24 protein-coding genes are annotated in these 26,308 nt (G+C 67.4%); 13 read left to right on the top strand and 11 right to left on the bottom strand.

All coding sequences use genetic code 11. The annotated features are described in order from the left end of the window. Positions 1-84: 84 nt before the first annotated feature. The 8 genes from XM50_RS18745 to XM50_RS18710 all read left to right on the top strand — a co-directional run bounded on the left by XM50_RS18745 (position 85) and on the right by XM50_RS18710 (position 10,744). Complete coding sequence (locus XM50_RS18745) at positions 85-1,368, top strand: MFS transporter (protein ID WP_443024682.1); 1,284 nt, start codon at positions 85-87, stop codon at positions 1,366-1,368. 43 nt (positions 1,369-1,411) lie between these two features. Next, positions 1,412-2,635, top strand: a complete 1,224-nt coding sequence (locus XM50_RS18740; protein ID WP_046411570.1) for an argininosuccinate synthase — start codon at positions 1,412-1,414, stop codon at positions 2,633-2,635. A 160-nt stretch (positions 2,636-2,795) separates the two neighbouring features. Beyond that, positions 2,796-3,059 (top strand): hypothetical protein, encoded by a 264-nt coding sequence (locus tag XM50_RS18735; protein WP_046411568.1) that lies wholly within the window; start codon positions 2,796-2,798, stop codon positions 3,057-3,059. Between the two features lie 2 nt (positions 3,060-3,061). Next, positions 3,062-4,654, top strand: a complete 1,593-nt coding sequence (locus tag XM50_RS18730) for a L,D-transpeptidase family protein (RefSeq protein WP_082103215.1) — start codon at positions 3,062-3,064, stop codon at positions 4,652-4,654. Between the two features lie 87 nt (positions 4,655-4,741). Continuing rightward, positions 4,742-6,256 (top strand): NAD(P)/FAD-dependent oxidoreductase, encoded by a 1,515-nt coding sequence (locus tag XM50_RS18725; protein WP_046412021.1) that lies wholly within the window; start codon positions 4,742-4,744, stop codon positions 6,254-6,256. A gap of 31 nt (positions 6,257-6,287) precedes the next feature. Then, positions 6,288-8,174 carry a hypothetical protein gene (locus XM50_RS18720; protein ID WP_052742655.1) on the top strand — a complete coding sequence of 629 codons (1,887 nt, stop codon included), beginning with the start codon at positions 6,288-6,290 and terminating at the stop codon, positions 8,172-8,174. Positions 8,175-8,192: 18 nt separating this feature from the next. Beyond that, entirely contained in the window at positions 8,193-9,854 is a 1,662-nt protein-coding gene (locus XM50_RS18715) for a hypothetical protein (protein WP_443024681.1), read from the top strand. A 152-nt stretch (positions 9,855-10,006) separates the two neighbouring features. Next, positions 10,007-10,744, top strand: a complete 738-nt coding sequence (locus XM50_RS18710) for a DUF2490 domain-containing protein (RefSeq protein WP_046411565.1) — start codon at positions 10,007-10,009, stop codon at positions 10,742-10,744. Between the two features lie 3 nt (positions 10,745-10,747). On the opposite strand, the gene XM50_RS18705 is transcribed toward XM50_RS18710, so the two are convergent. The 4 genes from XM50_RS18705 to XM50_RS18690 form a co-directional block, all read right to left on the bottom strand. Then, the gene (locus tag XM50_RS18705) at positions 10,748-11,875 is read right to left on the bottom strand and encodes a GNAT family N-acetyltransferase (protein WP_046411563.1); all 1,128 of its coding nucleotides are present in this window, start codon (positions 11,873-11,875) and stop codon (positions 10,748-10,750) included. A 149-nt stretch (positions 11,876-12,024) separates the two neighbouring features. Next, positions 12,025-12,489, bottom strand: a complete 465-nt coding sequence (locus XM50_RS18700) for a RidA family protein (RefSeq protein ID WP_046411562.1) — start codon at positions 12,487-12,489, stop codon at positions 12,025-12,027. A 33-nt stretch (positions 12,490-12,522) separates the two neighbouring features. Continuing rightward, positions 12,523-13,179 carry a hypothetical protein gene (locus XM50_RS18695; RefSeq protein ID WP_046411560.1) on the bottom strand — a complete coding sequence of 219 codons (657 nt, stop codon included), beginning with the start codon at positions 13,177-13,179 and terminating at the stop codon, positions 12,523-12,525. After that, positions 13,176-13,451 (bottom strand): DUF3572 family protein, encoded by a 276-nt coding sequence (locus tag XM50_RS18690; RefSeq protein WP_046411558.1) that lies wholly within the window; start codon positions 13,449-13,451, stop codon positions 13,176-13,178. The genes XM50_RS18695 and XM50_RS18690 overlap by 4 nt, the downstream gene beginning before the upstream one ends. A 38-nt stretch (positions 13,452-13,489) precedes the next feature. On the opposite strand from XM50_RS18690, the gene XM50_RS18685 reads away from it, so the two are divergent. Next, positions 13,490-13,852 carry a response regulator gene (locus tag XM50_RS18685; RefSeq protein ID WP_046411556.1) on the top strand — a complete coding sequence of 121 codons (363 nt, stop codon included), beginning with the start codon at positions 13,490-13,492 and terminating at the stop codon, positions 13,850-13,852. A 13-nt stretch (positions 13,853-13,865) separates the two neighbouring features. Here the strand turns inward: XM50_RS18685 and XM50_RS18680 are convergent, their stop codons facing one another. Further along, a complete protein-coding gene (locus XM50_RS18680; protein ID WP_046411555.1) occupies positions 13,866-14,270 on the bottom strand; it encodes a DUF1489 family protein in 405 nt (134 codons plus the stop codon). Between the two features lie 39 nt (positions 14,271-14,309). Next, the gene (gene mgtE, locus XM50_RS18675) at positions 14,310-15,719 is read right to left on the bottom strand and encodes a magnesium transporter (RefSeq protein ID WP_046411553.1); all 1,410 of its coding nucleotides are present in this window, start codon (positions 15,717-15,719) and stop codon (positions 14,310-14,312) included. A 137-nt stretch (positions 15,720-15,856) separates the two neighbouring features. On the opposite strand from mgtE, the gene XM50_RS18670 reads away from it, so the two are divergent. Then, positions 15,857-16,312, top strand: a complete 456-nt coding sequence (locus XM50_RS18670) for a peptidylprolyl isomerase (RefSeq protein WP_046411551.1) — start codon at positions 15,857-15,859, stop codon at positions 16,310-16,312. 102 nt (positions 16,313-16,414) lie between these two features. On the opposite strand, the gene XM50_RS18665 is transcribed toward XM50_RS18670, so the two are convergent. Beyond that, positions 16,415-17,305 (bottom strand): LysR substrate-binding domain-containing protein, encoded by an 891-nt coding sequence (locus XM50_RS18665; protein ID WP_046411550.1) that lies wholly within the window; start codon positions 17,303-17,305, stop codon positions 16,415-16,417. A gap of 328 nt (positions 17,306-17,633) precedes the next feature. Here XM50_RS18665 and XM50_RS18660 point away from each other — a divergent pair, with 328 nt between their 5' ends. After that, positions 17,634-19,925 carry a CDC48 family AAA ATPase gene (locus XM50_RS18660; protein ID WP_046411548.1) on the top strand — a complete coding sequence of 764 codons (2,292 nt, stop codon included), beginning with the start codon at positions 17,634-17,636 and terminating at the stop codon, positions 19,923-19,925. Between the two features lie 54 nt (positions 19,926-19,979). Here XM50_RS18660 and rlmN read toward each other — a convergent pair whose 3' ends face one another. The 3 genes from rlmN to XM50_RS18645 all read right to left on the bottom strand — a co-directional run bounded on the left by rlmN (position 19,980) and on the right by XM50_RS18645 (position 22,359). Then, a complete protein-coding gene (gene rlmN / locus XM50_RS18655) occupies positions 19,980-21,161 on the bottom strand; it encodes a 23S rRNA (adenine(2503)-C(2))-methyltransferase RlmN (RefSeq protein ID WP_443024685.1) in 1,182 nt (393 codons plus the stop codon). 82 nt (positions 21,162-21,243) lie between these two features. Further along, positions 21,244-21,693 (bottom strand): hypothetical protein, encoded by a 450-nt coding sequence (locus XM50_RS18650; protein ID WP_046411547.1) that lies wholly within the window; start codon positions 21,691-21,693, stop codon positions 21,244-21,246. Between the two features lie 24 nt (positions 21,694-21,717). Next, entirely contained in the window at positions 21,718-22,359 is a 642-nt protein-coding gene (locus XM50_RS18645; protein ID WP_046411545.1) for a histidine phosphatase family protein, read from the bottom strand. Positions 22,360-22,642: 283 nt separating this feature from the next. Here XM50_RS18645 and XM50_RS18640 point away from each other — a divergent pair, with 283 nt between their 5' ends. Both XM50_RS18640 and dnaN read left to right on the top strand, forming a co-directional pair. Then, positions 22,643-23,296, top strand: coding sequence for an outer membrane protein (locus XM50_RS18640; protein ID WP_046411544.1), 654 nt, complete (start codon positions 22,643-22,645; stop codon positions 23,294-23,296). 155 nt (positions 23,297-23,451) lie between these two features. Then, complete coding sequence (gene dnaN, locus XM50_RS18635; protein ID WP_046412016.1) at positions 23,452-24,570, top strand: DNA polymerase III subunit beta; 1,119 nt, start codon at positions 23,452-23,454, stop codon at positions 24,568-24,570. A gap of 60 nt (positions 24,571-24,630) precedes the next feature. Here the strand turns inward: dnaN and recN are convergent, their stop codons facing one another. Then, positions 24,631-26,286: a DNA repair protein RecN gene (gene recN / locus XM50_RS18630; RefSeq protein ID WP_046411542.1), complete on the bottom strand. Its 1,656-nt coding sequence runs from the start codon at positions 26,284-26,286 to the stop codon at positions 24,631-24,633. Positions 26,287-26,308 lie beyond the last annotated feature (22 nt).

Here is a 26,308-nt window from a genome sequence, read left to right as displayed (position 1 = left end):
GAGGAACGGGGGCACAAGCAGAGCGCCATCCCCAGGCGCCCGAGGATTCGACGCGCGTTCGACCGTCGGTTTGCGCTGATGTTCATGGTGATGCTGACCATCGCAGCGGGCAATACGGCACTGCAATCGGTACTCCCCGCATTGGGCCGCTCGCTGGGTGTGGCGGACAGCGCGGTCGCGGCGGCATTTTCGGTATCGGCGCTTCTGTGGGTGATCGCGGCGCCGTTCTGGGCCAATCGATCGGACCGTTATGGCCGACGGCTGATGATCCTGCTGGGCATGGGCGGATTCTGCGTGAGCCTCGCGACCTGCGGGCTGTTCCTGGCCGCGGGCATCAACGGGTGGATCAGCGGATCGGCGGCGTTCCTGCTCTTCATCATGGCGCGCCTGATCTATGGCACGTTCGGATCGGCCGCGCCGCCCGCGGTGCAGGCGATCGTGGCGGGCGAGACGACGCGCGAGGAGCGCACGCGCGCGCTGACGCTGATCGCCAGCGCGTTCGGCTTGGGCACGATCCTGGGACCAGCGATCGCGCCCTATCTGCTGCTGGGGCATATCGGGGAGATCGAGATCGGGCTGGCCGGGCCGGCGTTCGTGTTCACCCTGTTCGGCATCGCGATGTTCCTGACCGTGCGCACGATGCTGCCGGAGGATCGCGCCACGCCGCTGGGCGGCCACGGCGGGACGACCGGTTATCCGTCGATCGGCGGGCAGGGCACGGGGGCGAGCGTGCGCGGCGCCACGGCGCTCAAGGGCGGCGTCAAGGTCAGCTATTTCGATCGGCGGATCCGTGGCTGGATGATCGCCGGGCTGGTGATGGGCCATGCGCAGGCGATGACGGGCCAGGCAATCGGGTTCCTGGTGATCGACCGGCTGAACCTGCCGCCCTCGCAGGCGCTGGAGCCGACGGGCATCGTGTTGATGATGGGTGCCGGCACCGCACTGCTGGCGCAATGGGGCATTATCCCGACGCTGAACCTGGCGCCGCGCGCGCTGGTGCTGGTCGGCCTCGTCTTCGCTGCGGCGGGAACGGTGATGACCGGCTTTGCCACGTCGCTGTACGGCATCGCCACCGGCTATGCGCTCGCCAGCCTCGGCTTCGGCTTCACCCGGCCGGGCTTCACCGCCGGGTCGAGCCTCGCCGTCGGGCCCGCCGCGCAAGGATCGGTCGCGGGCAAGGTGACGAGCGTCAATGGCGCCAGTTTCGTGCTGGGGCCATCGATCGGCGTCGGCCTGTACGGCCTTTGGCATTCGCTGCCGTATCTGATCGCGGCGGTCGGCTGCGTCGCGCTGTTCGCTTATTGCTGGTTCGCGCTGCAGGAGCTCGATGAGCAGGAAGTCGCGGCATTCGACGACCCGGTGATCTAAACGCGATTGCCGTCAAGGCGGCGAGCGAATAGACGCGCGCGCCATGACCGACTCCTCCATCAAGCGCGTCGTGCTCGCCTATTCCGGCGGCCTCGACACCAGCGTCATCCTGAAGTGGCTGCAGCAGACCTATAACTGCGAAGTCGTGACCTTCACCGCCGACCTCGGCCAGGGCGAGGAGCTGGAACCAGCGCGCCGCAAGGCGGAGCTGGCCGGCGTGAAGCCCGAGCATATCTTCATCGACGATCTGCGCGAGGAGTTCGTCAAGGATTACGTGTTCCCGATGATGCGCGCCAACGCGACGTACGAGGGACTGTATCTGCTGGGCACCTCCATCGCCCGGCCGCTGATCGCCAAGCGCCAGATCGAGATCGCCAAGATGGTCGGCGCCGATGCCGTGAGCCATGGCGCGACCGGCAAGGGCAACGACCAGGTCCGTTTCGAGCTGGGCTATTATGCCCTTGCACCCGACATCAAGGTGATCGCGCCGTGGCGTGAATGGGATCTCACCAGCCGCAGCCGCCTGATCGAGTTCGCCGAGCAGAACCAGATCATGGTCGCCAAGGACAAGCGCGGCGAAGCGCCGTTCTCGACCGACGCGAACCTGCTGCACACCTCGTCCGAAGGTAAGGTGCTGGAGGATCCGTGGGAGGAAGTGCCCGATTACGTCTATTCGCGCACGGTGAACCCGGAGGACGCGCCCGACGCGCCGGAATATATCACGGTCGATTTCGAGCGTGGTGACGGCGTGGCGCTGAACGGCGAGGCATGTTCGCCCGCGACGCTGCTGACCAAGCTGAACGAGCTTGGCCGCAAGCATGGCATCGGCCGGCTCGACCTGGTCGAGAACCGCTTCGTGGGCATGAAGAGCCGCGGCATGTACGAGACGCCGGGCGGCACCATCTATCACCTGGCGCATCGCGGCATCGAGCAGCTGACGCTGGATCGCGGCGCGGCGCACCTGAAGGACGAGCTGGCGATCCGCTACGCTGAGCTGGTGTATAACGGCTTCTGGTTCGCGCCGGAGCGCGAGATGCTGCAGGCGGCGATCGATTATAGCCAGGAGAAGGTGTCCGGCACGGTGCGGCTGAAGCTGTACAAGGGCAGCGTCAACGTGGTCGGCCGCAAGTCGCCCAACTCGCTCTACAGCGAGAAGGTGGTGACGTTCGAGGACGACCAGGGCGCCTATGACCAGCGCGACGCGGAAGGCTTCATCAAGCTGAACGCGCTTCGCCTGCGCCTGCTCGGCCGTCGCGACCGCCTGTAATCGGCCTATCGCACGCCGGGGGAGGATTCCTGCCATCTCCGGCGTGCCGGCCACTGCGGACAACGCGTATGATCGTTGTCGATCAGGAACGATCCTGCCGCCATCGACGTTCTTTCCGCGCCTGGGGCGGCTCAAGGCCCCGAGTCTGAGGGAGATTGCGATGAAGGGTGCAACATTTGGCGCATTGCTGCTGGGGGCCACCGTGCTCACCGCCTGCGCCGAAAACCGCCAGGACGTGGTCGCTCCGGCGCCGCCGCTTGGCCCGGGTGCACTGGCCGGAACGGTCGCAGCTGATCGCAACGGCGATGGCCTGGTCGATGGCTATTACACGCCGGACGGCGTCTATGTAGCGTTCCAGGCGCCGCCGTGCCCGCCCCCGCCGCCGCCCCCGCCGCCGCCCACCCCGCGCGGCGAACGAGGCTGAGCTTGTCGGCCGGCGAGGGCGCGCCGGCGCGGCGCGCGAGCCGGCTGGCGCTTATCCTGTCATTGCTCCTGCCGGTGGCGGCGCTTCCCAGCGCCGCCGCCGCGCAGGACAATGTTCCCGTCGGTGAGGCGACCAACGCGGTTGCCCAGGCAATTCGCGGCCAGGTCGGCGGCCGGCTGAAGGATTTCTATCGCGCGCGCGGCTATTGGCCGCTGTGGATCGTCGATGACCGGCCCGGCCCGCAGGCCGAGGCACTGGTCGGCGTGATCGAAAGCGTGCGCGTGGATGGCCTCAACCCCGATCGCTATTCGCCCGATCGACTGCGCCGGTTGATCGATGAGGGGCAGGACGGCAATCCGCGCGCGCTCGCCTATCTTGAGGTGGCATTGAGCGGCGCGCTCGGCAATCTGGTTCGCGACATGCGCGAGCCGACGATCGATATCGAATATCTCGAGGAAACGCTGAAGCCGAAGCGCCTGCGCCCGGAAGAGGTGCTGCGGCGCGCGGCGCTGGCCAAGTCGATGGCCGATTATGTGCGCAACATGGGCTGGATGAGCCCGCTGTACGTGCAGTTGCGCGCGGCATTACCAGCGACGGCGCCGGACGATGAACGTGATGTGCCGGGGAGCGACGTCACCGTGCCCGGCGGGCCGTTGCTGAAGCCGGGGATGACGGGCGAGCGCGTGATGCTGCTGCGGCAGCGGCTGGGGCTGGCGGATGGCGACACTTACGATGCGGAGCTGAGGGCCGGCGTGCGCCGCTTCCAGGCGTCGCGCGGCTTGCCGGTCGATGGCATTGCGGGCGCACAGACGATCGCCGCGTTGAACGGCGAGGGCGGAGCGAGCGAGGACCGGATCGCGCAATTGCGGCTGAACCTGGAGCGGGCGCGGCTGCTGCCCGATGCCTATAGCCGGCATATCGTGGTCGACGCGGCCGCGGCGCGGCTGTGGTATTACGGCGGCGGGGCAGAGCAGGGCACGATGCGAGTCGTTGCCGGCACGCCCGAGACGCAGACACCGATGATGGCGGGGCTGGTGCGCTATGCGACGCTCAACCCCTATTGGAACGTGCCGGTCGACCTGGTGCGCAAGCGGATCGCGCCCAAGGTGCTGGCGGGTACCTCGCTGGAGCGGCAGGGCTATGAGGCGCTGTCGGACTGGACCCATGACGCCACCGTCATTCCCTCCTCCTCGATCGACTGGCAGGGGGTGGTGGACGGCACCGTGGAGCCGCGCGTGCGCGAGCTGCCCGGGCGGGGCAATTCGATGGGGTCGGTCAAGTTCATGTTCCCCAACGATCACGGCATCTACCTGCATGATACGCCGCAGAAGAATTTGTTCGCCAAGGCGGACCGGCATTTCTCCAACGGTTGCGTCCGGCTGGAGGATGCGCCGCGGCTGGGCCGCTGGCTGTTCGATCGCCCGCTGAGGCCCGACAGCTCCCAGCCCGAGCAGCACGTGCCCGTGCCTGAGCCGGTACCGGTGTATCTGATGTATTTCACGGCCAGCCCCTCCGAGACGGGACGCGGCGTGAAATATGTCGCCGATGTCTATGATCGCGATTCGCCCGCCCTGCAGCATCTCGCCAGCCGGTGATCTGGTGCGCCGCGCGGGCGGCGCATTAACCACGCCTCAATCATCGTCCTTCATTGCCGATGCTGCATTGCTATGGGGCAGCATCAGATGGCGAATCCTGTCGGCACGGTGGACGTGGCGATCATCGGCGCGGGACCGGCGGGGCTGACGGCGGCCTATCTGCTCGGAAAGGCGGGCTATTCCGTCACGGTGATCGAGAAGGACCCGCGCTACGTCGGCGGGATCAGCCGCACCGTCGAGCATGAGGGCTTCCGCTTCGACATCGGCGGGCACCGCTTCTTCTCGCGATCGAAGGAGGTGGTCGACCTCTGGAATGAGATCCTGCCCGACGATTTCATCGAGCGGCCGCGGATGAGCCGTATCTACTACGAGGGCAGATTTTACAGCTATCCGCTGCGCGCGTTCGAGGCGCTGTGGAACCTTGGCGTGTGGCGATCGGCGTTGTGCATGGCGAGCTTCGCCAAGGCCAAGCTTCTGCCCAACAGGAGCGTGAAGAGCTTCGAGGACTGGACCGTCAACGCCTTCGGATGGAAGCTGTATTCGATCTTCTTCAAAACCTACACCGAGAAGGTGTGGGGCATGCCGTGCGATGCGATGAGCGCCGATTGGGCGGCGCAGCGGATCAAGGGGCTAAGCCTGTGGGGCGCGGTGACCGACGGGCTGAAGCGGAGCCTTGGCCTCAACAAGCGGCCAAACGACGGGATGGCGGTGAAGACGTTGCTGGAAAGCTTCCGCTATCCGCGGCTCGGGCCGGGCATGATGTGGGAAGCGGCGCGCGATCATGTGGTCGCGCACGGTAACCATGTGCTGATGGATCACAAGCTGAAGCAGCTGGCGTTCAACGACGTCACGCAACAGTGGACGATGACCGCCACGGACGGCGAGGGTGCGCAGGTCGCGATAAAGGCGGCGCACGTCATTTCCTCGGCGCCGATGCGCGAACTGGCGAGCCGGCTCCATCCGCTGCCGGCTGCATTGCCGGAGGCGGCGAACCTCAAGTATCGCGACTTCCTGACGGTCGCGCTGATGATCCGCTCGCCCGACCTGTTTCCGGACAATTGGATCTACATCCACGATTCGAAGGTGAAGGTGGGGCGGGTGCAGAACTTCCGGTCGTGGTCGCCGGAGATGGTGCCCGATCCCGATCTCGCCTGCGTCGGCCTGGAATATTTCTGCTTCGAGGGCGACGGGCTCTGGTCAGCAAGTGACGACGAACTCGTTGCGTTGGCGACGAAGGAGATGGCGCAGCTTGGGCTATGCGAGGCGGAGCAGGTGGTCGGCGGAACGGTGGTACGGCAGGAGAAGGCCTATCCCGTCTATGACGAGGATTATGCCGCCAATGTCGAGGTGCTGCGCCAGGAGATCGAGACACGCTATCCGACGCTGCATTGTGTCGGGCGCAACGGGATGCACCGCTACAACAATCAGGATCACGCGATGATGACCGCGATGCTGACGGTGCGAAACATCGAAGCCGGCGCGCGGGTCTATGACATCTGGGCGGTGAACGAGGACGCCGAATACCATGAGAGCGGCAACGAGGGGGAGCGCGCCGCGCTCGCCAGCGTACGTGCGGTGCCGGAACGCCTGAAGGCGGCGTGACCTTGTGGGCCACCCGGCAGCAGGCGACGCGGTGACGGGCGCCCTCGTCGGGGGCGGGCGTGCGTCGGATGGACAAATCCTCGCCTCCCGCGCGCGAAAACGGGGCCGCGGGATCGTCCGCCCTGTCCTGATCGGGTGGCTGCTCTCCGCCATCGTTCTGCTGCTCGCCACTGCCGGCGATATTATGTCGCTGCGCTTTCCCGATCCCGATGACGCGATGCGCCTGATGGAGGTGCGCGACTGGCTTGCAGGGCAAAGCTGGTGGGATGTGGCGCAGCATCGGCTGAACGGCGGCGACTTTCCGATGCATTGGTCGCGGCTGGTGGACCTTCCGCTGGCGATTGTTTTGGCGGCGACGCGCCTCGTCATGAGCGAGGATGCGGCGACGCGCGTGACGATGGCGATCGTGCCCTTGCTGTCGTTGCTGGCCGTCATGGCACTGGTTGCGGCGATGACCCGGCGGCTCTCGGGCGCGGAGGCGGCGCGCTACGCCGTGCTGCTGGTGCCGCTGTCGGCGCCGCTGGTGTACCAGCTGCGGCCGCTGCGGATCGATCACCATGGCTGGCAGATCGTGCTGGCGCTGGTCGCGGTGGCGATGCTGATCAGGCGCGGGCGGGTGCGTGATGGCGCCGTGGCCGGCATTGCGCTGGCGATGCTGCTGACGATCTCGTTGGAAGGAATGCCGATCGCGGCGGCGATTGCCGGCGTCGCGGCGCTGGCCTGGGTGTGGCAGCCGGAGCGGCGCGGGTTCTTGCTTGGGCTGGTGTGGAGCCTGTTTGGCGGCGCGCTGCTGCTTCACGTGGCAACACGCGGGCCAAGCTTTTTCGCGCCGGCCTGCGACGCGGTTGCACCTAGTTGGCTGGCGATGCTGGGTACGGCGGCCGTTGGGACGAGCGTCGTGACGACGGTGTTTCAGCGCCGGCGGGCGGGCGTTAGACTCGGCGGATTGCTGGGGGTGGGGGTGCTGACCGCGGGGGTGTTGGTAGTGGTATCGCCGGGGTGTTTGGCGGGGCCGTTCGCGAGCCTGCCGCCGATCGTTCATGACATCTGGTATGTTGGGGTGAGCGAGGGGCGGCCCTTGTGGGAGCAGAAGCCGCACTGGGCGGCGATGACGATCGGGCTGCCGCTGGTGGGCCTTTTCGCCACGTGGCGCGGCTATCGTTCGACAAAGGGCGACGTCAGGGTCAGGTGGTTGCTTTTGCTTGCTATTCTAGCTCTTGCGACATTGGTGGCGGTGCTTGTCAATCGCGCGGGGGCGACGGCCAATGCGCTGGCCATCCCGGGGGCGGCGACGTTGTTGCTGACGCTGCTGAAGCGGGCGCGGGCGGTGCCGGGGGCCGGCAAGCGCTTGGTCGCGACGGCGGGGGCGTTGCTGGTCGCGTCCCCCGGACAGGTCGCGGCGATCGGCGTGGTGGCCGGGAAGGCAGTGGCCGCGGACGACCGATCGGCGGCGACATCCGGCCTGTCCCCGGCGAATATCGGCCGCGCCGGGACGGCGTCCGGCCAGCAGCGCCCGTCATGCGAAAAAGTCGGCGACGTTCGCGTGATCGGGCGGCTGCCGCCGGGCATTGTCTTTGCCCCCATCGACATTGGACCGGACATCATCGCGACCACCCATCATGACGCGATCGCGGGCGGATACCATCGCGCGCCGCGCCCGATGGAGCAGGTACTGACCGCCTTCACCGGGTCGCCCGAACAGGCGCGGGGGATCGTGATGGCGAGCGGGGCAGCGTATATCGCCGGTTGCCCGGGGCTGAGCGAGACGGAAATCTATCGCCGCGATTTTCCGGAAGGCTTCTGGGCGCGGTTGCAAGCTGGCGAGCGGTTCGACTGGCTGGAGCCGGTCGAGACCGGCACCCCGGCGCTGGCGTGGCGGGTCATTCGGCCCTTGCCCCCCGTCGCCCGACGCCCGTAAGGCAAAGCGATGGATCACATGGGGGCGCCCCTTCGTTGGTGGCAGACGCGCACGTTTGTCGTGATCGCGACGCTTATTTCGATCGTGCCGCTGATCTGGCCGGACATTCCGCCGCTGGTCGACCTGCCGGGGCATATGGGCCGCTACCGCGTTCAGCTGACGCCGGTGGAACAGGCGCCGTGGCTGGCCGAATGGTATAATTTCCAATGGTCGCTGATCGGTAACCTGGGGATCGACCTGCTGGTCGTCCCCTTTGCCAAGGTTTTCGGCCTGGAACTGGGCGTCAAGCTGATCGTGATGACGATCCCGGCGCTGACGGTGGCCGGTTTGCTGTGGATCGCGCGCGAAGTGCATGGCCGGATCCCGCCGACGGCGATGTTCGCGCTGCCGCTGGCCTATTGCTACCCGTTCCAGTTCGGTTTCGTGAATTTCTCGCTGTCGATGGCGCTGGCGCTGTGCCTGTTCGCGCTGTGGCTGCGGCTGGCGCGGCTCGGCCGGTTGCGGCTGCGCGCGATCATCTTCGTGCCGATCTCCTGCCTGTTGTGGCTGTGCCATACGTTCGGCTGGGGCGTGCTGGGCGTGCTCGCATTTTCCGCCGAGATGATCCGCCAGCACGATATCCGCAAGGATGCGGGATCGGGCCATTGGGTGGAAAGCTGGATCCGCGCGGGGCTGGGTTGCGTGCCGCTGGCGCTGCCGATGCTGCTGATGATCTTCTGGCGGTCGGGCGACCATGTCACCGGCCAGACGGCGGACTGGTTCAACTGGCAGGCGAAAGTCGCCTGGCTGCTGATGGTGCTGCGCGATCGGTGGGAGCTGTGGGACGTCGCCTCGACCGCGGTTTACCTGCTGCTGCTGTTCTACGCGGTGCGGGACCCGGTGCTTGGCTTTTCGCGCAACCTCGTGCTGTCGGCGCTGTTCCTGGCGGCGGTGTACGCGCTGCTGCCGCGGATCGTGTTCGGATCGGCCTATGCCGACATGCGGCTGGCGCCGTTCGTGGTGGCGGTGACATTGATCGCGATCCGTCCGCTGCCGGGAATGAGCGCGCGCAAGGCCGGTATCCTGGCGATGCTGGCGACCAGTTTCTTCGTCGCGCGGATCGCGGGCAATACGGTCAGCTACTGGCTGTTCGATCGCGATTACGACACCGAGCTTGCTGCGCTGGACGAATTGCCGGAGGGCGCGCGGGTCGTGACGTTCGTCGGCACCAATTGCCGCAACGAATGGAAGATGAGCCGGCTGGAGCATTTGCCGGCCATCGCGCTGACCCGGCGGCTGGCCTATGCCAATGACCAATGGTCGATGCCGGGCGCCCAGCTGCTGACCGCGAAATACAGCAAGGCGGGCATGTTCGCGCATGATCCCTCGGAGATCGTGACGCCGGGCTGGTGCCCGCGCGAATGGTGGAAGCCGATCGATTTTTCGATGGCGCGATTCCCGCGCGAGGCGTTCGATTACGTCTGGCTGATCCGCACGCCGCCGTTCAATGCGCGCTATGCCAGCGACCTCGATCGGGTCTGGCGGTCGCCGACCGGGGCGAGCGCGCTGCTGAAGGTGAACCGCGACCGTCCGACGCCGCAGATTGCCGACGAGGAACTGTACCCCAGATGGTTCCTCGAGCTGCGGGAGCGGCGGATGCGCGAGCGCAAGTCGGAGCTGCCGCCGCCACCGCGTTCGTGACGCCCCGAGCACTCGCCTGAACCCTCATAAAGCCGCAGCGCAAAAAAATGCGCCGCGCTGCGGCACCTTTCCGATCCTCAAGGTGTTGAAGAAGGAGAGGGGAGGACCGGCCTTTGAACCGATGCTGGGCGGCAGCTGTGGCTGCATGTGCGATGGGGGTTGCGCTACCGGTGGCGGCCGAGACCAACCACGGCGGGCAGATCTGGGGCGGGATCCAGGTGACGGCGCCGCTTTCCGACGATGTTTTCATCACCAGTGAGATACAGCCACGCTGGTCGACCAAGAATGCCGCGACCGCACCGATCACGGTCATCCCGCCGATCATTTCCTGGCGAAAGAGCGAGTCGCTGATCCTGTCGGCGGGGTATCTTTATGCCTTCATTGATGGTGCGCGGCTGCCGCAGGACCTGCACGAGAACCGGTTCCTGCAACAGGCATCCTATCGCATCGGGGCGATCGGGCGGGTCGGCGTCCGCGCGCAAACGCGCTTCGAGCAGCGCCAGCGATCGACCGGCAAGGACTGGAATTTGCGCGTGGCGCAGCAATTGCTGCTGGCGACGCCGCTGACCAAGAAGGAAAGCGGCGGGCCGGTGGGCGTCGTCTCGGTCGAACTGTACTGGAACCTGACCGACGCCGACTGGGGCGCGCGCAAGGGATATGACGACCTGTGGACCTTCGCCGGGGTGCGCACGCCCATTTCGGAGTCGGCGGCGCTGGAGCTTGGTTATCTGAACCAGCGACAGCGGGCAGTGAACGGCCGCGCCAACATGAACCATGCCGCAGTGATCGGCATATCGTTCCAGCTGTCCACCAAGATCGTCCCGCCCAAGGTGGTGCCGACGACCGGGCCGGGATTGCAGCCGCTGCCCGACCGCGAGCGCGTGCGGTAGCGATCAGCCCTTGCGGAAGGGAGTGAGCTGACCGAGGAATTCCTGGTCTGCCTCCACCGCGACGCGTTCGCGGGCGAGGAAATCGGCCACCGCGCGGCGGAAGCCGGGGTTGGGGAAATAATGCGCCGACCAGGTGGGGACGGGCGCATAGCCGCGCATCAGCTTGTGCTCGCCCTGCGCGCCGGCCTCCACCGTCGAAAGCCCGCGTTCGATCGCAATGTCGATCGCCTGATAATAGCACAGCTCGAAGTGCAGGAACGGCACGTCCTCCGTACAGCCCCAATAGCGGCCGTAGAGCGTGTCGGCGCCGATCAGGTTGAGCGCGCCGGCGATTGGCTGGCCGTCACGCTCTGCGAGGATCAGCAGCACGCGATCGCCCATCCGTTCGCCCAGCATCGGGAAGAAGGCGCGGGTGAGATACGGGCGGCCCCACTTTCGGCTGCCGGTATCCTGGTAGAAGGTCCAAAAGGCGTCCCATTCGCGCTTGCCGATCTGATCGCCGACGAGGTGGCGGATCGTCAGCCCCTCAACGGCGGCGGCGCGTTCCTTGCGGATCGCCTTGCGCTTTCGGCTGGCGAGGGTGGCGAGGAAATCGTCGAAACTGGCGAAGCCCTGGTTGCGCCAGTGGAATTGCGTGCCCTCGCGGATCAGCCAGCCGGCGGCCTCGAAGGCGTCGATCTGATCGGGGGCGACGAAGGTGGCATGGGCGGAGGACAGATCATGCTGATCGGTCACCGCCTCCAGCGCCGCAATCAGCGCCGGCGCGGCGCTGGGATCGCGCAACAGCAGCCGGGGGCCGGGCACGGGGGTGAAGGGGGCGGCGACCTGAAGCTTGGGATAATAGCGCCCGCCTGCGCGCTCCCACGCATCGGCCCAGGCATGGTCGAAGACATATTCTCCCTGGCTGTGCGCCTTTGCATAAGCGGGGGCGACGGCGATCGGCGCGCCATCCGCGCCATCGACGACGACGGGTACCGGCTGCCACCCGGTGCGACCGCCGACGCTGCCCGAATCCTCCAGTGCGGAGAGGAAGGCGTGGCTGACGAAGGGATGGGCGGTGCCGGCGCAGGCATCCCACTGTTCCGCCGAGATGCTGGCGACGCCGTGCATCATGCGGGCCGAGAGGTTCATTCGGCCACAGTCCCCGTCATGTCCGGGGGGCAGACAGGATGGAGGAAGCGCGCCAGCGCGCGGGGATAAGCCGCGGCTGGCGCCGATTCGGAAAAGATCTGGTCAGGCAAGCGCACGGCTTGGCCGGAACGACCGGGTAGCGCGAAGGTTCAGCGCGCCACTTCGATGATGGCATCGATCTCGACCGCAGCGTTGCGCGGCAGGGCAGCGACGCCGACCGCGGCGCGGGCGTGCTTGCCGGCATCGCCGAACAGCGCGACCATCAGGTCCGACGCGCCATTGGCGACTTCGGGCTGATCGCCGAAGCCGGGGGCCGAGTTCACGAACACGCCGAGCTTCACGATGCGCGCGACGCGCGACAGGTCGCCGAGCGCGGCCTTGACCTGCGCCACGACCATCAGCGCGCAAAGCACGGCAGCGTCCGAACCGGCGGCGACATCGAGATCGTCGCCGAGGCGGCCGGTCACGACCTTGCCATCGCGGAACGGCAGCTGGCCCGAGACATGGAGCAGGCCGCCGGCCTCGACCGTCGGGACATAAGTGGCGACGGGCGCAGCCGCCGTGGGGAGGGTGAGCCCGAGCTCTTCGAGCTTGCGATCGATACGGTCAGTCATGGTCCGGGGTAGAACACCAGCCGCCGTTCGCGGTCAACCGTGCGCGGCGGCGGTGCGCAGCGGGGTGGGCGCGTGCTGACCGCTGGCGAGACGATCGATGATCCAGGGAAGCGCATCCGGCCAGGCATCGATCCGCGCGTGCGCGGCCGGGGCGGCGGGCACGCCGGGGGCAAGCGCAGGCTCGGCCACCATGTGCAGGCGATGGACCTGCGGCGCATGTTCGGCGACCGATTCATGGTGCATCGGCAGATCGTCGACGAACACCGTTACCGGATTGCCATGCTCTGCGACGAGCGCGGCGACCGGGCCGCCCTTTGGCCCCTGGTTGCATTCCACGCGGTGCGCGATGCCGAAGGCGGCAAGCTGATCCATGCGGTGGGTGCGGCAGCTGTCCTGCAGGTTGGTGAGGATGACGATGTCAGCAACCTCGGCGATCCGCGCCAGCGCGTCGCGCGCGTGGGGGACCAGCGTCTGGCGGTGCATCTCGGCCGGGAAGAAGCCATCGAGGAAGCCGCGCATCTCCTCCCGGCTGGGGGCGTCGCCACCGCTGCGCCGGCGCATGTTGCGTCCCAGTTCCCAGCTCGAGGGCGTGAATTCGATATCGTGCGCCTCATCCAGCCAGTCGCCGAAATGGCGCACCATGTGGATCAGCACCTCGTCGCAATCGGAAATCAGCAGCGGTCGGGTCATAGCCTCTCCAGTTCGTGGCGGGCGCGCACCAGCGCCTCGGGTTTGCAATCCAGCACAGACGCGCAGGCGATGAGATCGGGTTCATGCGCCTCCAGAAACAGGAGGCAGGCGGCGAGGACGGAGGGCTCGCCAATGCGTTCGCGCAGATCATGGGGGTGAAGCCCGGTCAGCGCCAGCAGGCGTCCCGCGCGGTCGGAATCGGACAATGTCCAGGCCAGCGCCTGCAGCGCGAGCGCGTCGGCAGGTTCTCCGTTTGAATCGGCTATTTTCATTGCCTATTGTCGTTCACCAATCGGGGGATCTAACGCGCGTGGCAAAGAAGGTGCTCGTTGTCGAGGACAACGAACTCAACCTCAAGCTGTTCTGCGACCTGTTGCGGGCGCATGATTTCGAGGCAGAGCCGGTGCGCGACGGACGCGAGGCGGTGGCGCAGGCGCGCGCCTGCCTGCCCGACCTCATCATCATGGACATCCAGATGCCCTATGTGACGGGCTATGAACTGATCCTGGAGTTGAAGGCGGACGAGGAATTGCAGCGTATCCCGGTGATGGCGGTCACCGCCTATGCCGGGCGCGACGACGAGGAGCGGATCCGGGCGGCGGGGGCGGAAGCCTATGTGTCGAAGCCGATCAGCCTGGTGCGGTTCATGGAGACGGTGCGCGCGCTGATCTGATCGGCGCGCCCGCTTATACGAGGCCAAGCTCCGCCAGCTTGCCGAGCAGGGCGGGGGGCAAGGTCGCCATGCCGCTGCCGTCGCCGTCGAGGTCGGCGGGCGCATCGGCATCCTCAAGATAGCGCCAGCCCTGGTGCGCGCGCTTGGGCCGGGCGGCGACCATGCGAAGCACCGGATCGATGTGGATCGCGACGCGGCCGCCCTCCGCCTCGCCGAAGCCGAGGATCGGCGAACGGGCGACGAGCTGGTGCTTGATGATCCAGAACAGTGAGCCCTGGCCGGCGATCTCCTCATGCCGTTTGGGCAGATAGCGCGTGGTCAGGAACAGCGGGCCTTCCTCGCCGCGCTCACGCAGCCGATCGGCGAGATGCTCGACGGCCGTGTGGCCGAAAGCGACTTTCGTGATGTGAAGCGGCATGGCTCTCCGGCAGCAGGGGAGGCTGCCATGTGGGGAGTGTCAGCCCACCAGGCCAGAGGCGCTGGCGAGGCCGAGGAAGGCGAGGAAGCCGATCGAATCGGTGGTCATGGTGACGAACACCGAGGAGGCGACCGCGGGATCGGCGCGCAGCCGTTCCAGCACCACCGGCACGAGGACGCCGGCGAGCCCGGCGACGAGGATGTTGGTCATCATCGCCGCGGCAATCACGCCGCCCAAGAGGACGTTGGCGAAGATCAGCGCGACGCCGGTGCCGATTACCAGCGCGATGGTCGCGCCGTTGAGCAGGGCGACGCGGATCTCGCGGCCGATCGCGCGCGCGGTGTTGGATTGCGTCAGCTGGTTGGTGGCCATGGCGCGCACGGTGACGGCCAGCGTCTGCGTGCCGGCATTGCCGCCGACGCCAGCGACGATCGGCATCAAGGTGGCGAGCGCGACCATGCGTTCGATCGTACCCTCAAACCGGGAGATGATGAACGAGGCGAGGAGCGCGGTGAACAGGTTGGCGATCAGCCAGCGGACGCGCGCCTTGTAGCTGTCGAACACCGGCTCGTTGATGTCGCCTTCGCCAGCGCCCGAGAGCAAGAGCGCGTCCTCGCCGGCCTCTTCCTGAATGATGTGGACGATATCGTCGACGGTGATCATGCCGACCAGGCGGCCGGAATTGTCGACCACCGCGGCGGAAATCAGCGCGTATTTCTGGAAGCGGAGCGCGACCTCTTCCTGATCCATGTCGACCGGGATCAGCGTCTGTTCGCGCGCCATGACGTCCGAGATGGCGATCGCGCGCGGCGTGCGCAGGATCCAGGACAGCGCGCAGGTGCCGACCGGCTTGTGCTGCGGATCGACGACGAAGATTTCCCAGAAGTCGGTGGTGAGTTCCTCGTCACCGCGCAGGAAATCGAGCGTGTCGCCGACCGTCCAATGTTCCGGCACCGCGATCAGCTCGCGCTGCATCAGGCGGCCGGCGGATTCCTCCGGATAGCTCAGCGCCTCCTCGATCGCCGCGCGATCGTCGGGCTCCATCGCGCGGAGCACCTCGCGCTGGTCGTCGGCGTCGAGATCCTCGATGATCGCGACCGCGTCATCGGTGTCGAGTTCGGACGCGATGTCCGCGACCTGCCGCGCGTCGAGCGCGTCGATCAGCTGTTCGCGGACGTAATCGTTCATCTCGGCGAACACGTCGCCATCGAGCAGGTCGGCGACCGCCGAGGCCAGAGCGGCGCGGCGGTCCTCCGGCGTCAGCTCGAACAGGTCGGCAATGTCGGCGGGGTGGAGCGGTTCGACGAGGCGCTGCGCTTCCTCGGTATCGCCGCGCTCGACCGCATCGAGCACCGCATCGACAAAATCGGGCTTCAGCCGATCATCCGCGTCGAGCTGGCCTTCATCCTCGCCCGCGCGATCGGCATGACGGAGTTCGGTTTCGCTCATCGCTGGCCTCCTCCGGCGGGTTGATCCGTGCGGCTCCTAGCGGGCGGAAAGTCGCGTGCCAACCGCCTGCGGGTTTGCGTTCGGGAGGGCCGACGGGTAGGGCGCCGGCTTTCCGGATAACCCGAAGGAGGCTTGCGATGGCCGATACCTACAACACCCTGACGCTGACGCTGGATGGCGGCGACGTGACGATCAAGCTGCGCCCGGATCTGGCGCCCGAGCACGTCAAGCGCATCGCCGAACTGGCCAACGAGGGCTTTTACGACGGCGTCGTGTTCCACCGCGTGATCCCGGGCTTCATGGCGCAGGGCGGTGATCCGACGGGCACCGGCATGCACGGGTCGGACAAGCCGAACCTGAAGCAGGAGTTTTCGAAGGAGCCGCACGTGCGCGGCGTCTGCTCGATGGCGCGGACCAACGATCCGAACAGCGCCAATTCGCAGTTCTTCATCTGCTTCGACGACGCGCGCTTCCTCGACGGCCAGTACACCGTGTGGGGCGAAGTGACGAACGGCATGGAGCTGATCGACGCACTGCCCAAGGGCGAGCCGCCGCGCGAGCCGGGCAAGATCGTCAAGGCACGCGCCGAGTAAGCGACGGGTCACGCCGCCGGGTGGCTGCGTGACCGTTCCGCCGGGGTGCGGGCGGAGAGATCCGCCCGCGCCGTCCGGTGTTCTGCCGATACCCGCTGACAGTCAGACGTTCTCGGCCGCGAGCGTCGTCACGAGCCAGTCGCGGAAGATCCGCACCTGTTTGAGCTGCAGCGCCCGCGGGCGGCAGACGAACCAATAGCTGTACGGGCTCACCACCTCGATATCGAACAGCCGGACGAGGCGCGGGTCGGCCGCGTCCTGAAAATGGCTTTCGTGCATGAAGGCGACGCCGAGCCCCTGTGCCGCCGCCTCCAGCATCAGCGCGCCCGAATCGAAATGGTCGACCGCCAGCGGCTCGATATCGTGGAGCCCCGCCGCCTGGCGCCAGGCGGTGAAGGTGTCGGGCATCTCGCGATGGACGAGCGCGGTCAGCGTCGCGAGTTGCTGCGGCCGGACGATCGGGTCGGCGCGATCCACCAAGGTGCGGCTGCCGATGACATAGACGCTGTTGCGGTCGAGCCGGCGGGCATAGAGGCTGGGGTCAATGTCGCGGGCGAGCGCGATGACCGCATCGAGCCCCTCGCCGAGCCGGGCGATGCCGTGGGCGCCGGTATCGATGTCGAGATGGATTTCCGGGTGTGCGCTGCGCAACTCGCCCAGCCGCGGGAACAGGCGCTGCGAGGCGAACAGCGGGAGGACGCCGAGGCGCAGGCGCAGCACGTCGACCGCGCTGGTCATCGATTCGACCGCGTCGGACAATTGATCGAGCAGCGGCGCGATCTGCGCCAGCAGCCGTTCGCCATCGCCGTTCAACACCATCGCCTGATGCCGCCGGTCGAACAGGGGGCGGCCAAGGAAGCGTTCGAGCGTCTGGATCCGGCGGCTCAAGGCAGGATTGGACAGCGCCAGTTCCTGCGCGGCGGCCTTGATCGAGCCCAGCCGTGCCACGGCCACAAAGGCCTCGATCGCAGTCAGCGGCGGCAAACGGCGCATGGACTGATCATTCCCCTATATCCGGCCATCATGAGACCGGCCCGGTGCCGGAACAAGCGGCACGAGTGACGATTGCAGGTTTTGCATTCATCATTCGTTTCTTCGCACTTGCACAAAAGACACCCCGACGGCAATTAGGGCGGGCCTTTCAGGCATCCTCTCCTAAAAACTTTCATGGGCTGGTCTTCGGACCGGCCCTTTTTTTGTGCCTGTCGCGCGCGCGCGGGCACGTCGTCGGACCCGAAGCGTTACGATCACGGGTGGCACCCCTCTAAAAACGCGGGCGCGCTTCCATATCTATCGTCGCCTAGCCCGGAGGAGAAGTGCATTGGCGGACGTCGAGACACAGGCGCAAAAGCTGCAGGTCGCGAATTCGAGACCGGAGGACAGCGGCCGGGGCATCGCCCACCTGCCGCGTGCGTTCATGGCATCGCTGGGCCTGACGGAAGGCGATGTGATCGAGATCGTCGGCAAGAAAACGACTCCGGCGCGCGCGGTTGGGCCCTATTCTGAGGACGAGGGGCTGGCGATCGTCCGGATCGACGGCCTGCAGCGCGCCAATGCCGGCGTCGGCTCGGGCGATTTCGTGGAAGTGCGCAAGGCCGAATCGAACCCCGCGACGCGGGTGGTGTTCGCGCCGGCGGCGCAGAATTTGCGGCTGCAGGGATCGACGGTGGCGCTGAAGCGCACCTTCATCGGCAGGCCGCTGGCGCAGGGCGACGTGGTGGCGACCGCAGGGCATCAGCGCGTGGCGAACATGCCGCCGGGCATGCAGCAGTTCGTCAACGCGCCGGCCTATGCGCTGCAGGAGATCCGCCTGGTCGTCGTCTCCGCGGCGCCCAAGGGCATCGTCCACATCGACGAGAATACCGAGGTCGAGCTTCGGCCCGAATATGAGGAGCCGAACGAGGCGCGGCGTGCCGACGTCACCTATGACGATATCGGCGGCATGGCGGCGACGATCGACCAGCTGCGCGAGATGGTGGAGCTGCCGCTGCGTTACCCGGAGCTGTTCCAGCGGCTGGGCGTCGATCCGCCCAAGGGCGTGCTGCTGCACGGCCCGCCCGGCACCGGCAAGACGCGGCTGGCGCGCGCCGTCGCCAACGAGAGCGACGCGCAATTCTTCCTGATCAACGGCCCCGAAATCATGGGCTCCGCCTATGGCGAGAGCGAGGGGCGGCTGCGGCAGGTGTTCGAGGAGGCGTCCAAGTCAGCGCCGTCGATCGTGTTCATCGACGAGATCGATTCGATCGCGCCCAAGCGCGGGCAGGTATCGGGCGAGGCGGAGAAGCGCGTTGTCGCGCAGTTGCTGACGCTGATGGACGGGCTGGAGGCGCGGGCGAACCTGGTCGTCATTGCCGCCACCAACCGACCCGAGGCGCTGGACGAGGCGCTGCGTCGGCCGGGGCGGTTCGATCGCGAGATCGTGGTCGGCGTGCCGGACGAGCGCGGGCGGCGCGAGATTCTGGGCATCCACACCCGCGGCATGCCGCTGGGCGACAAGGTGGACCTGGGTGAGCTGGCGCGCACGACCTTCGGCTTCGTCGGTGCGGACCTTGCCGCGCTGACCCGCGAGGCCGCGATCGAGGCGGTGCGCCGGATCATGCCGCGGCTGAACCTGGAGGAGCGGACCATCCCGCCCGAGGTGCTCGACACGCTGGCGGTGACTCGCGAGGATTTCATGGAGGCGCTGAAGCGCGTCCAGCCGAGCGCGATGCGCGAAGTGATGGTGCAGGCGCCCACGGTGCGCTGGGACGATGTCGGCGGGCTGGACGATGCCCAGATGCGCCTGAAGGAAGGCGTCGAGCTGCCGCTGAAGGACCCGGATGCGTTCCGGCGCCTCGGCATCCGGCCGGCCAAGGGCTTCCTGCTCTATGGCCCGCCGGGCACCGGCAAGACGCTGCTGGCGAAGGCGGTGGCGCGCGAGGCGGAGGCGAATTTCATCGCCACCAAATCGAGCGACCTCTTGAGCAAATGGTATGGCGAGAGCGAGCAGCAGATCGCCCGCCTGTTCCAGCGCGCGCGGCAAGTGGCGCCGACGGTGATCTTCATCGACGAGCTCGACAGCCTGGTGCCCGCGCGTGGCGGCGGGCTGGGTGAGCCGCAAGTGACCGAGCGGGTGGTGAACACCATCCTCGCCGAGATGGACGGGCTGGAAGAATTGCAGTCGGTGGTGGTGATCGGCGCGACCAACCGGCCCAATCTGGTCGATCCGGCGCTGCTGCGGCCCGGGCGGTTCGACGAGCTGATCTATGTCGGCGTGCCGGACGAGGCCGGGCGGCGGCGGATCCTTGGCATCCAGACCGCCAAGATGCCGCTGGCGCATGACGTCGATCTCGACGTGGTGGCGCGGCGGACCGAGCGGTTCACCGGCGCTGACCTTGGCGACGTGGTGCGGCGGGCGGGCCTGATCGCGCTTCGCCGGTCGCTGGGTGCGCGCGAGGTCTACATGGGCGACTTCGAGGCGGCGCTGGGCGAATCGCGCGCCAGCGTTACCGACGAGATGGAGCGCGATTACCAGCAGATCGCGTCCCGGCTGAAGCAGGACGCGGCATCGATCCAGCCGATCGGCTTCATCTCCCCGGGGCAGCTCAGCCCACGCGGCGACCGCCGCGACTGAACGCAAGAAGGGGAGGGCAATGCCCTCCCCTTCATGGCGTTTGTGCCGATGGGATCAGGCGGCGGCAGCTTCGGCCGCTGCTTCGCGATCCAGCTGGGCGCGGCTCTTGCGCTCGGCCGCGGTCTTGAGCTGGCCGCAGGCGGCGTCAATGTCGCGGCCGCGCGGGGTGCGCACCGGCGCGGAAATGCCCGCTTCGAAGATGATGTTCGAGAAGGCGCGAATCCGCTCCGGCGTCGAACATTCATAGGCGGTGCCCGGCCAGGGATTGAACGGGATCAGATTGACCTTTGCCGGCAGGCGATAGTGGCGCAGCAGGCGCACCAGTTCACGCGCGTCATCGTCCGAATCGTTCTTGTCCTTCAGCATCACATATTCGAACGTGATGCGGCGGGCATTGTTGGCGCCGGGGTAGTCGGCGCACGCCTGGAGCAGTTCCTCGATGCCGTATTTGCGGTTGAGCGGCACGATCTCGTCACGCACCGGTTTCGTCACGGCGTGGAGCGACACGGCGAGGTTGACGCCAATCTCCGCCCCCGCGCGCGCCATCATCGGCACGACGCCCGAGGTGGAAAGGGTGATACGACGCTTAGACAGGGCAAGGCCGTCGCCGTCCATCACCACCGAGAGCGCGTCGCGCACATTGTCGAAATTGTAGAGCGGCTCCCCCATGCCCATCATCACGATGTTGGTGAGCATGCGGCCTTCCGGCTGGCTGGGCCATTCGCCAAGGCCATCGCGCGCCAGCATGACCTGACCGACGATCTCGCCGGCGGTAAGATTGCGCACGAGCTTCATCGTGCCGGTGTGGCAGAAGGTGCAGTTGAGCGTGCAGCCGACCTGGCTGGACACGCACAGCGTCCCGCGGTCCGCATCGGGGATGAAGACCATTTCGAAATCCTGGCCGTCGTCCGAACGCAGCAGCCACTTGCGCGTGCCGTCCGACGACACCTGCGCCTCGACCACCTGCGGGCGGCCGATGACGAAGCGTTCGGTGAGCCACGGATGCTGCGCCTTGGCGATGTCGGTCATGGACGAGAAATCGGTCGCGCCGCGATTGTAGATCCAGTGCCAGATCTGCTTGGCGCGCAGCTTTGCCTGACGCGGCTCAAGCCCGGCGGCGGCGAGCGTTTCGCGTAATTCGTCCTTGGACAGCCCGACAAGGTCAATGCGGCCATCGGCGCGCGGGGTGACCGCACGGGCAACGGGCACGGGATCGAAGTGCCCCGGGATGGGCATGGGCGCGGCCGACACTGTCTGCATCGCGCGCATATAGCGCAGGACAGGGGGAATTTCCAGCACGGCCGCCGGACAGCGGCGCCTAGCCGGCGCAGCCCAGCGTCGCGGCGTCGATGGCGGTAGCGGCGCCGCCCAGCGCATAGCTGTCGGCAAAGGGGCGGCCGGCGCGGTTGAGCGTCGAGACGCTCATGCTGCGCGCGCCGCGCATCGCCGCGACGATCGCGCGGTCGGTGGCGGCGTCGGGCGACCACACAGAGCGATCGTTGCCGGTCAGCACGAAGCGCCGCTCACCGATCGCCAGCGTGACCGGCGCTGCCGCATCGCGCGGGCGCGACAGGCGGACGTAGAGCGCGGGGCGGCGGCTGGTGCCGAAGCGCGCGGCGATGCTGGCGAAAGCGCCGCTGCCCGAGCGCACGGGAGAGGTGATCGCGTAACAGCGCGGCGGCGACCCGGTGCGAAACGCGCCCCACGCGTCGTACACGCCGATCGCCGTCGGCTCCCCGGCGAGCAGGAGCGCGGCGACGAGGATCATGCTCACAGGACCACGCGGCCAGGATCAGGCCGGGGCGTGGCCGGTGCCCAGATGCACCACCGTCTCGCGGCCGCGCTCGATCATCGTCACCGTGCCCTGTGGGTGGCCGGGCAGCACCGGCGCGCCGCACGGATCGATCGGCGCACCCGTCATCACCCCGCGCATCACGCGGCTGGAGATTCCATGCATGATGACCAGCCGATCGCCATCGTCGTCAGCGGTATCGGCGAGCCAGCCGCCGACCCGCGTCGCAATCGCCTCATAGCGCTCGCCGTCGGGGGCGCAGCGCAGCAGCCCACGTTCGTCGATTACCGGGCCGACTTCATCGACGACATCGGCGTAATAACGGCCACCCCATGCGCCCATGCCGATTTCGATCAGCCGGTCGTCGTGGCGCGCATCGTGCCAGTCGAGTTCGAGATGCTCGGCAATGATCGCCAGCGTCTGCAGCGCGCGACCCGTCGAGGAGGCCCACATGGTCAGCTTCGGCCTGGCGCCGAGATGCGCACGCAGCGCGCGGCCCATCTCCTCCGCCTGAGCGAAGCCGGCGCGGGTGAGGGGGGTGTGCGGGGCATCCCCCTGCAGCCGGCGCGCGGCGTTGAAGACGGTTTCGCCGTGACGGGCGACGAAATCGCGGCCACGCCGCTGGGTGGGATCGATTGCCATGGCGCTGCTTTTGGTCGGACGGGACGCGAAAGCAACGATTTTTGCCGATCGGGCGCGCGCGAAAACAGTCAAACCGGTCGTCAAGACGTCGCGTGTCCGAGCGAGGTTCCAACGAAACAAATGGCTTGTCCGGATAGGTCGGCAGGATCGTTGTTCAAGCCCCTGTGGCGCAAAAACAACGAAAATCCTTGTTTATCTGAGGTTCATGCAACGGCCCGCGAAATTCATCATTTGACCGTCACCCGCCCACGCTTGTGGGACGGAAACGCAAATGGAGTTGTTTATGCGTAAGCTTATCCTGGCGACGCTCGCCGCCACCACCGCTGCCGTTGCTGTTCCGGCTGCTGCGCAGGACGCCGGCCCGTTCACCGGCCCGCGCGCCGGCGTGATCCTGGGCTATGACGCGCTGCGCCCCGGCGACACGCAGGATTCTCTGATCCGTGGCGATCAGGGCAGCGACGGTTTCCTGTACGGTGGCGACATCGGCTATGACGTGGCGTTCAACAACCTGGTGGTTGGCGCCGAGGCCGAAATCACCGGTTCGACCGGCAAGGTGACCAACGATCCGCGCAACCCGAACGATTTCGGCTATGGCCGCGTGAAGGCTGGCCGTGACCTGTACATCGGTGGCCGTATCGGCGTGATCGCCGCCCCGACCACGCTGATCTACGGCAAGGTCGGCTACACCAACGCCCGCCTCGACCTGACCCGCGACGACACCACGACGGTGACCGGCCGCAACTTCAACCTCGACGGTTTCCGTCTGGGTGCCGGTGTCGAGCAGTCGCTCTCGCCGAACACCTACGCCAAGCTCGAGTATCGCTACTCGAACTACGGCGAGGCGAAGCTGCGTTACCCGAACGGCGCGACGACCGGCACGTTCGGCGTTGACACCGACCGTCACCAGGTGGCGGCCGGCCTCGGCTTCCGCTTCTGATGCGGACGGGCGCGGCCGTTGGCCGCGCCCGACAGGCGGTGGATGTGAACAATCCACCGAAAAGAGGGCCGGGGCGCTTGCTCCGGCCCTTTCTGTTTGGCTAGGAAACGGGCGAGTTGCCCCTGGTCGAATCCGGCGGGCCGGGGGATGAAGTGATGAAGGCGACGATCGAACGCGCAACGCTCCTGAAGGGGCTGAGCCATGTCCAGTCCGTGGTGGAACGCCGCAACACCATTCCGATTCTGTCCAACGTGCTGATCGAAGCGACGGCCGAGGGTGCGCTGCGCCTGATGGCGACCGACCTCGACCTGCAGATCAACGAGAGTGTCGCGGCATCCGTGGAACAGCCGGGCGCGACCACCGTGTCGGCGCACACGCTGTTCGACATTGCGCGCAAGCTGCCCGAGGGCGCGCAGGTGTCGCTGAGCGCCGCCGACGGCCGGATGACGATCGTCGCCGGGCGGGCGCGATTCTCGCTCGCGACGCTGCCGCGGGACGATTTTCCGGTGATCGCCGAGGGCGAGCTGCCGACCCAGTTCGAGATGCCGGCTGAGGCGCTGAAGCAGATCATCGACAAGACGCGATTTGCGATCTCGACCGAGGAAACGCGTTATTATCTGAACGGCATCTTCCTCCACGTGTCGGAGGATGGCGGATCGCAGCCGGTGCTGAAGGCTGCCGCGACCGATGGCCATCGCCTGGCGCGCGTCACGTTGCCGCGGCCCGAAGGCGCGGAGAACATGCCGGATGTGATCGTGCCGCGGAAGTGCGTGGCGGAGTTGCGCAAGCTGCTCGATGAGGTGGACGGTTCGGTCGGCGTGTCGCTGAGCGGCACCAAGATCCGGTTCGACCTGGGTCAGGCGATCCTGACGTCCAAGCTGATCGATGGTACCTTCCCGGATTACAGCCGCGTCATCCCGACCGGCAACGACAAGATCCTGAAGCTCGACCCGTCGGCGTTCATGGAGGGCGTGGATCGCGTGTCGACCATCGCCACCGAGAAGACCCGCGCGGTGAAGATGGCGCTGGATCGCGACAAGATCACGCTGTCGGTGACGAGCCCGGAGAATGGCACCGCAGCCGAGGAAGTGCCCGGCGAATATGTCGCCGCACCGTTCGAGATCGGCTTCAACAGCCGGTATCTGATGGACATCCTGGGCCAGATCGATGGCGACGTGGTCGAGGTGCACCTGGCCGATGCGGCGGCGCCGACGCTGATCCGCGAGAATGACAAGGCGCCGGCGTTGTACGTGCTGATGCCGATGCGGGTCTGAGCAGCGAGCGAGAATGGTGCCGGGGTGATGAGCCCCGGTGCCGACCTTAGGCGTTTCCGATCAGGCTGTTTCGATGAGGCGGTCGGCCTGCGCCCGGGCCTCGTCGGTGATCGTCGCGCCGGACAGCATCCGGGCGATTTCCTCGCGCCGTTCCGAATTGTCGAGCTGACGCACGCCGGTGCGCGTGACGATGCCGTCATTGCGCTTGGCGATCAGCAGATGCGCGGCACCGCGGGCGGCGACCTGTGGCGAGTGGGTGACCACCAGCAGCTGCGCCTGCGTGGCGAGGCGATGCAGCCGCTCCCCGATCGCCGAGGCGACCGCGCCACCGACGCCGCGATCGATTTCGTCAAAGATCATCGTTGCCGCGCCGCCTTCTTCCGCGAGCGCGACCTTCAGCGCGAGGATGAAGCGTGACAGTTCGCCGCCGGACGCGATCTTGATCAGTGCGCCGAAGGGCGCGCCGGGATTGGTCGCGATCTCGAACTCGACCCGATCCTGGCCGGCCGGGCCCCAGAGATCCTCGGGCAGCGGCGCGATGGTGGTGCGGAAACGCGCGGCATCGAGCTTGAGCGGGGGAAGCTCGCCAGCGACCGCGACGTCGAGCCGCTCGGCGGCGGCCGCGCGTGCCGTGGACAGGGACGCGGCGGCGGCGAGATAGAGGTCGCGCGCCGCCCGCGCGCGCTGCTCCAGTGCGGCGATGCCTTCCTCACCCGCCTCGAGCCGGTCGCGGCGCTCGCGCAATTCATCGGCCAAAGCGGCGAGATCATCGGGCTGTACGCGGTGCTTGCGGGCCATGCCGCGCAGGTCGAACAGCCGCGCCTCGTCCTGTTCGAGGTCGCGGGGGTCGAACGCCAGCGCGCGGCTGGCCTCGCTCACCTGATCGCCGGCGTTGCCCGTTTCCACCATCGCACGGTCGAGCGCGGCCAGCGCCTCGGTCAGCGCCGGATGGTCGGGGGCGATTCGGTCGAGGATGCGCGCTGCCTGGCGCATCCTGGCCAGTGCGCCGTCCGAGCCGTCGAGCGCGTCGACGAGCGCGTTCAGATCCTCGGCGATCTTTTCCGACCGTTGCATGATGCGCCGGCGCTCGGCGAGCGTTTCCTCCTCGCCGGGCTCGGGCGCGAGCGAATCGAGTTCGGTGACGGCGTGGTCGAGCCACTCGCGATCGCGGGCGGCAGTCTCGATTTCGTCCCGCGCCGACGCCAGCGACGCTTCGGCGGCGCGCCAGTCGTGCCAGGCGGCAGCGACGCCTGCGGTGTCGAGTCGCGCGAAGGTATCGAGAAGCGCACGGTGGCCGCGCGGGTTGAGCAGGCCGCGATCGTCGTGCTGGCCGTGGATCTCGACTAGCCGGCTGCCGAGTTCGCGCAGGAGCGCAGCCGAGGCGGGCTGATTGTTGACGAACCCGCGGCTGCCGCCGTCCGCCTTCACCACCCGGCGGATGATCAGCGGTTCGCTATCCTCCGCCTCAAGCCCGTTGTCGTCGAGCAGCGCGGCGATGCCGGCGGGCGGATCGAAGGTGGCGGTGACGCTGGCCTGCGCCGCGCCGTGCCGCACGAGTCCGCTGTCGCCGCGTGCGCCGAGCGCCAGGCCGAGCGCGTCGAGCAGGATCGACTTGCCCGCGCCGGTTTCACCGGTGAGCACGCCAAGCCCGGGGCCGAAATCGAGGTCAAGCGCCTCGATCAGGACCACATCGCGAATCGAGAGCGCCGTCAGCATGAAGGGCCCAACGCCCGAACGG

Source organism: Sphingomonas sp. Ag1 (genome assembly GCF_000980895.1).
GTDB lineage: Bacteria > Pseudomonadota > Alphaproteobacteria > Sphingomonadales > Sphingomonadaceae > Sphingomonas > Sphingomonas panaciterrae.
Note: the sequence above shows the minus strand (reverse complement) of the source record. Positions and strands in the feature narration are given on the sequence as shown.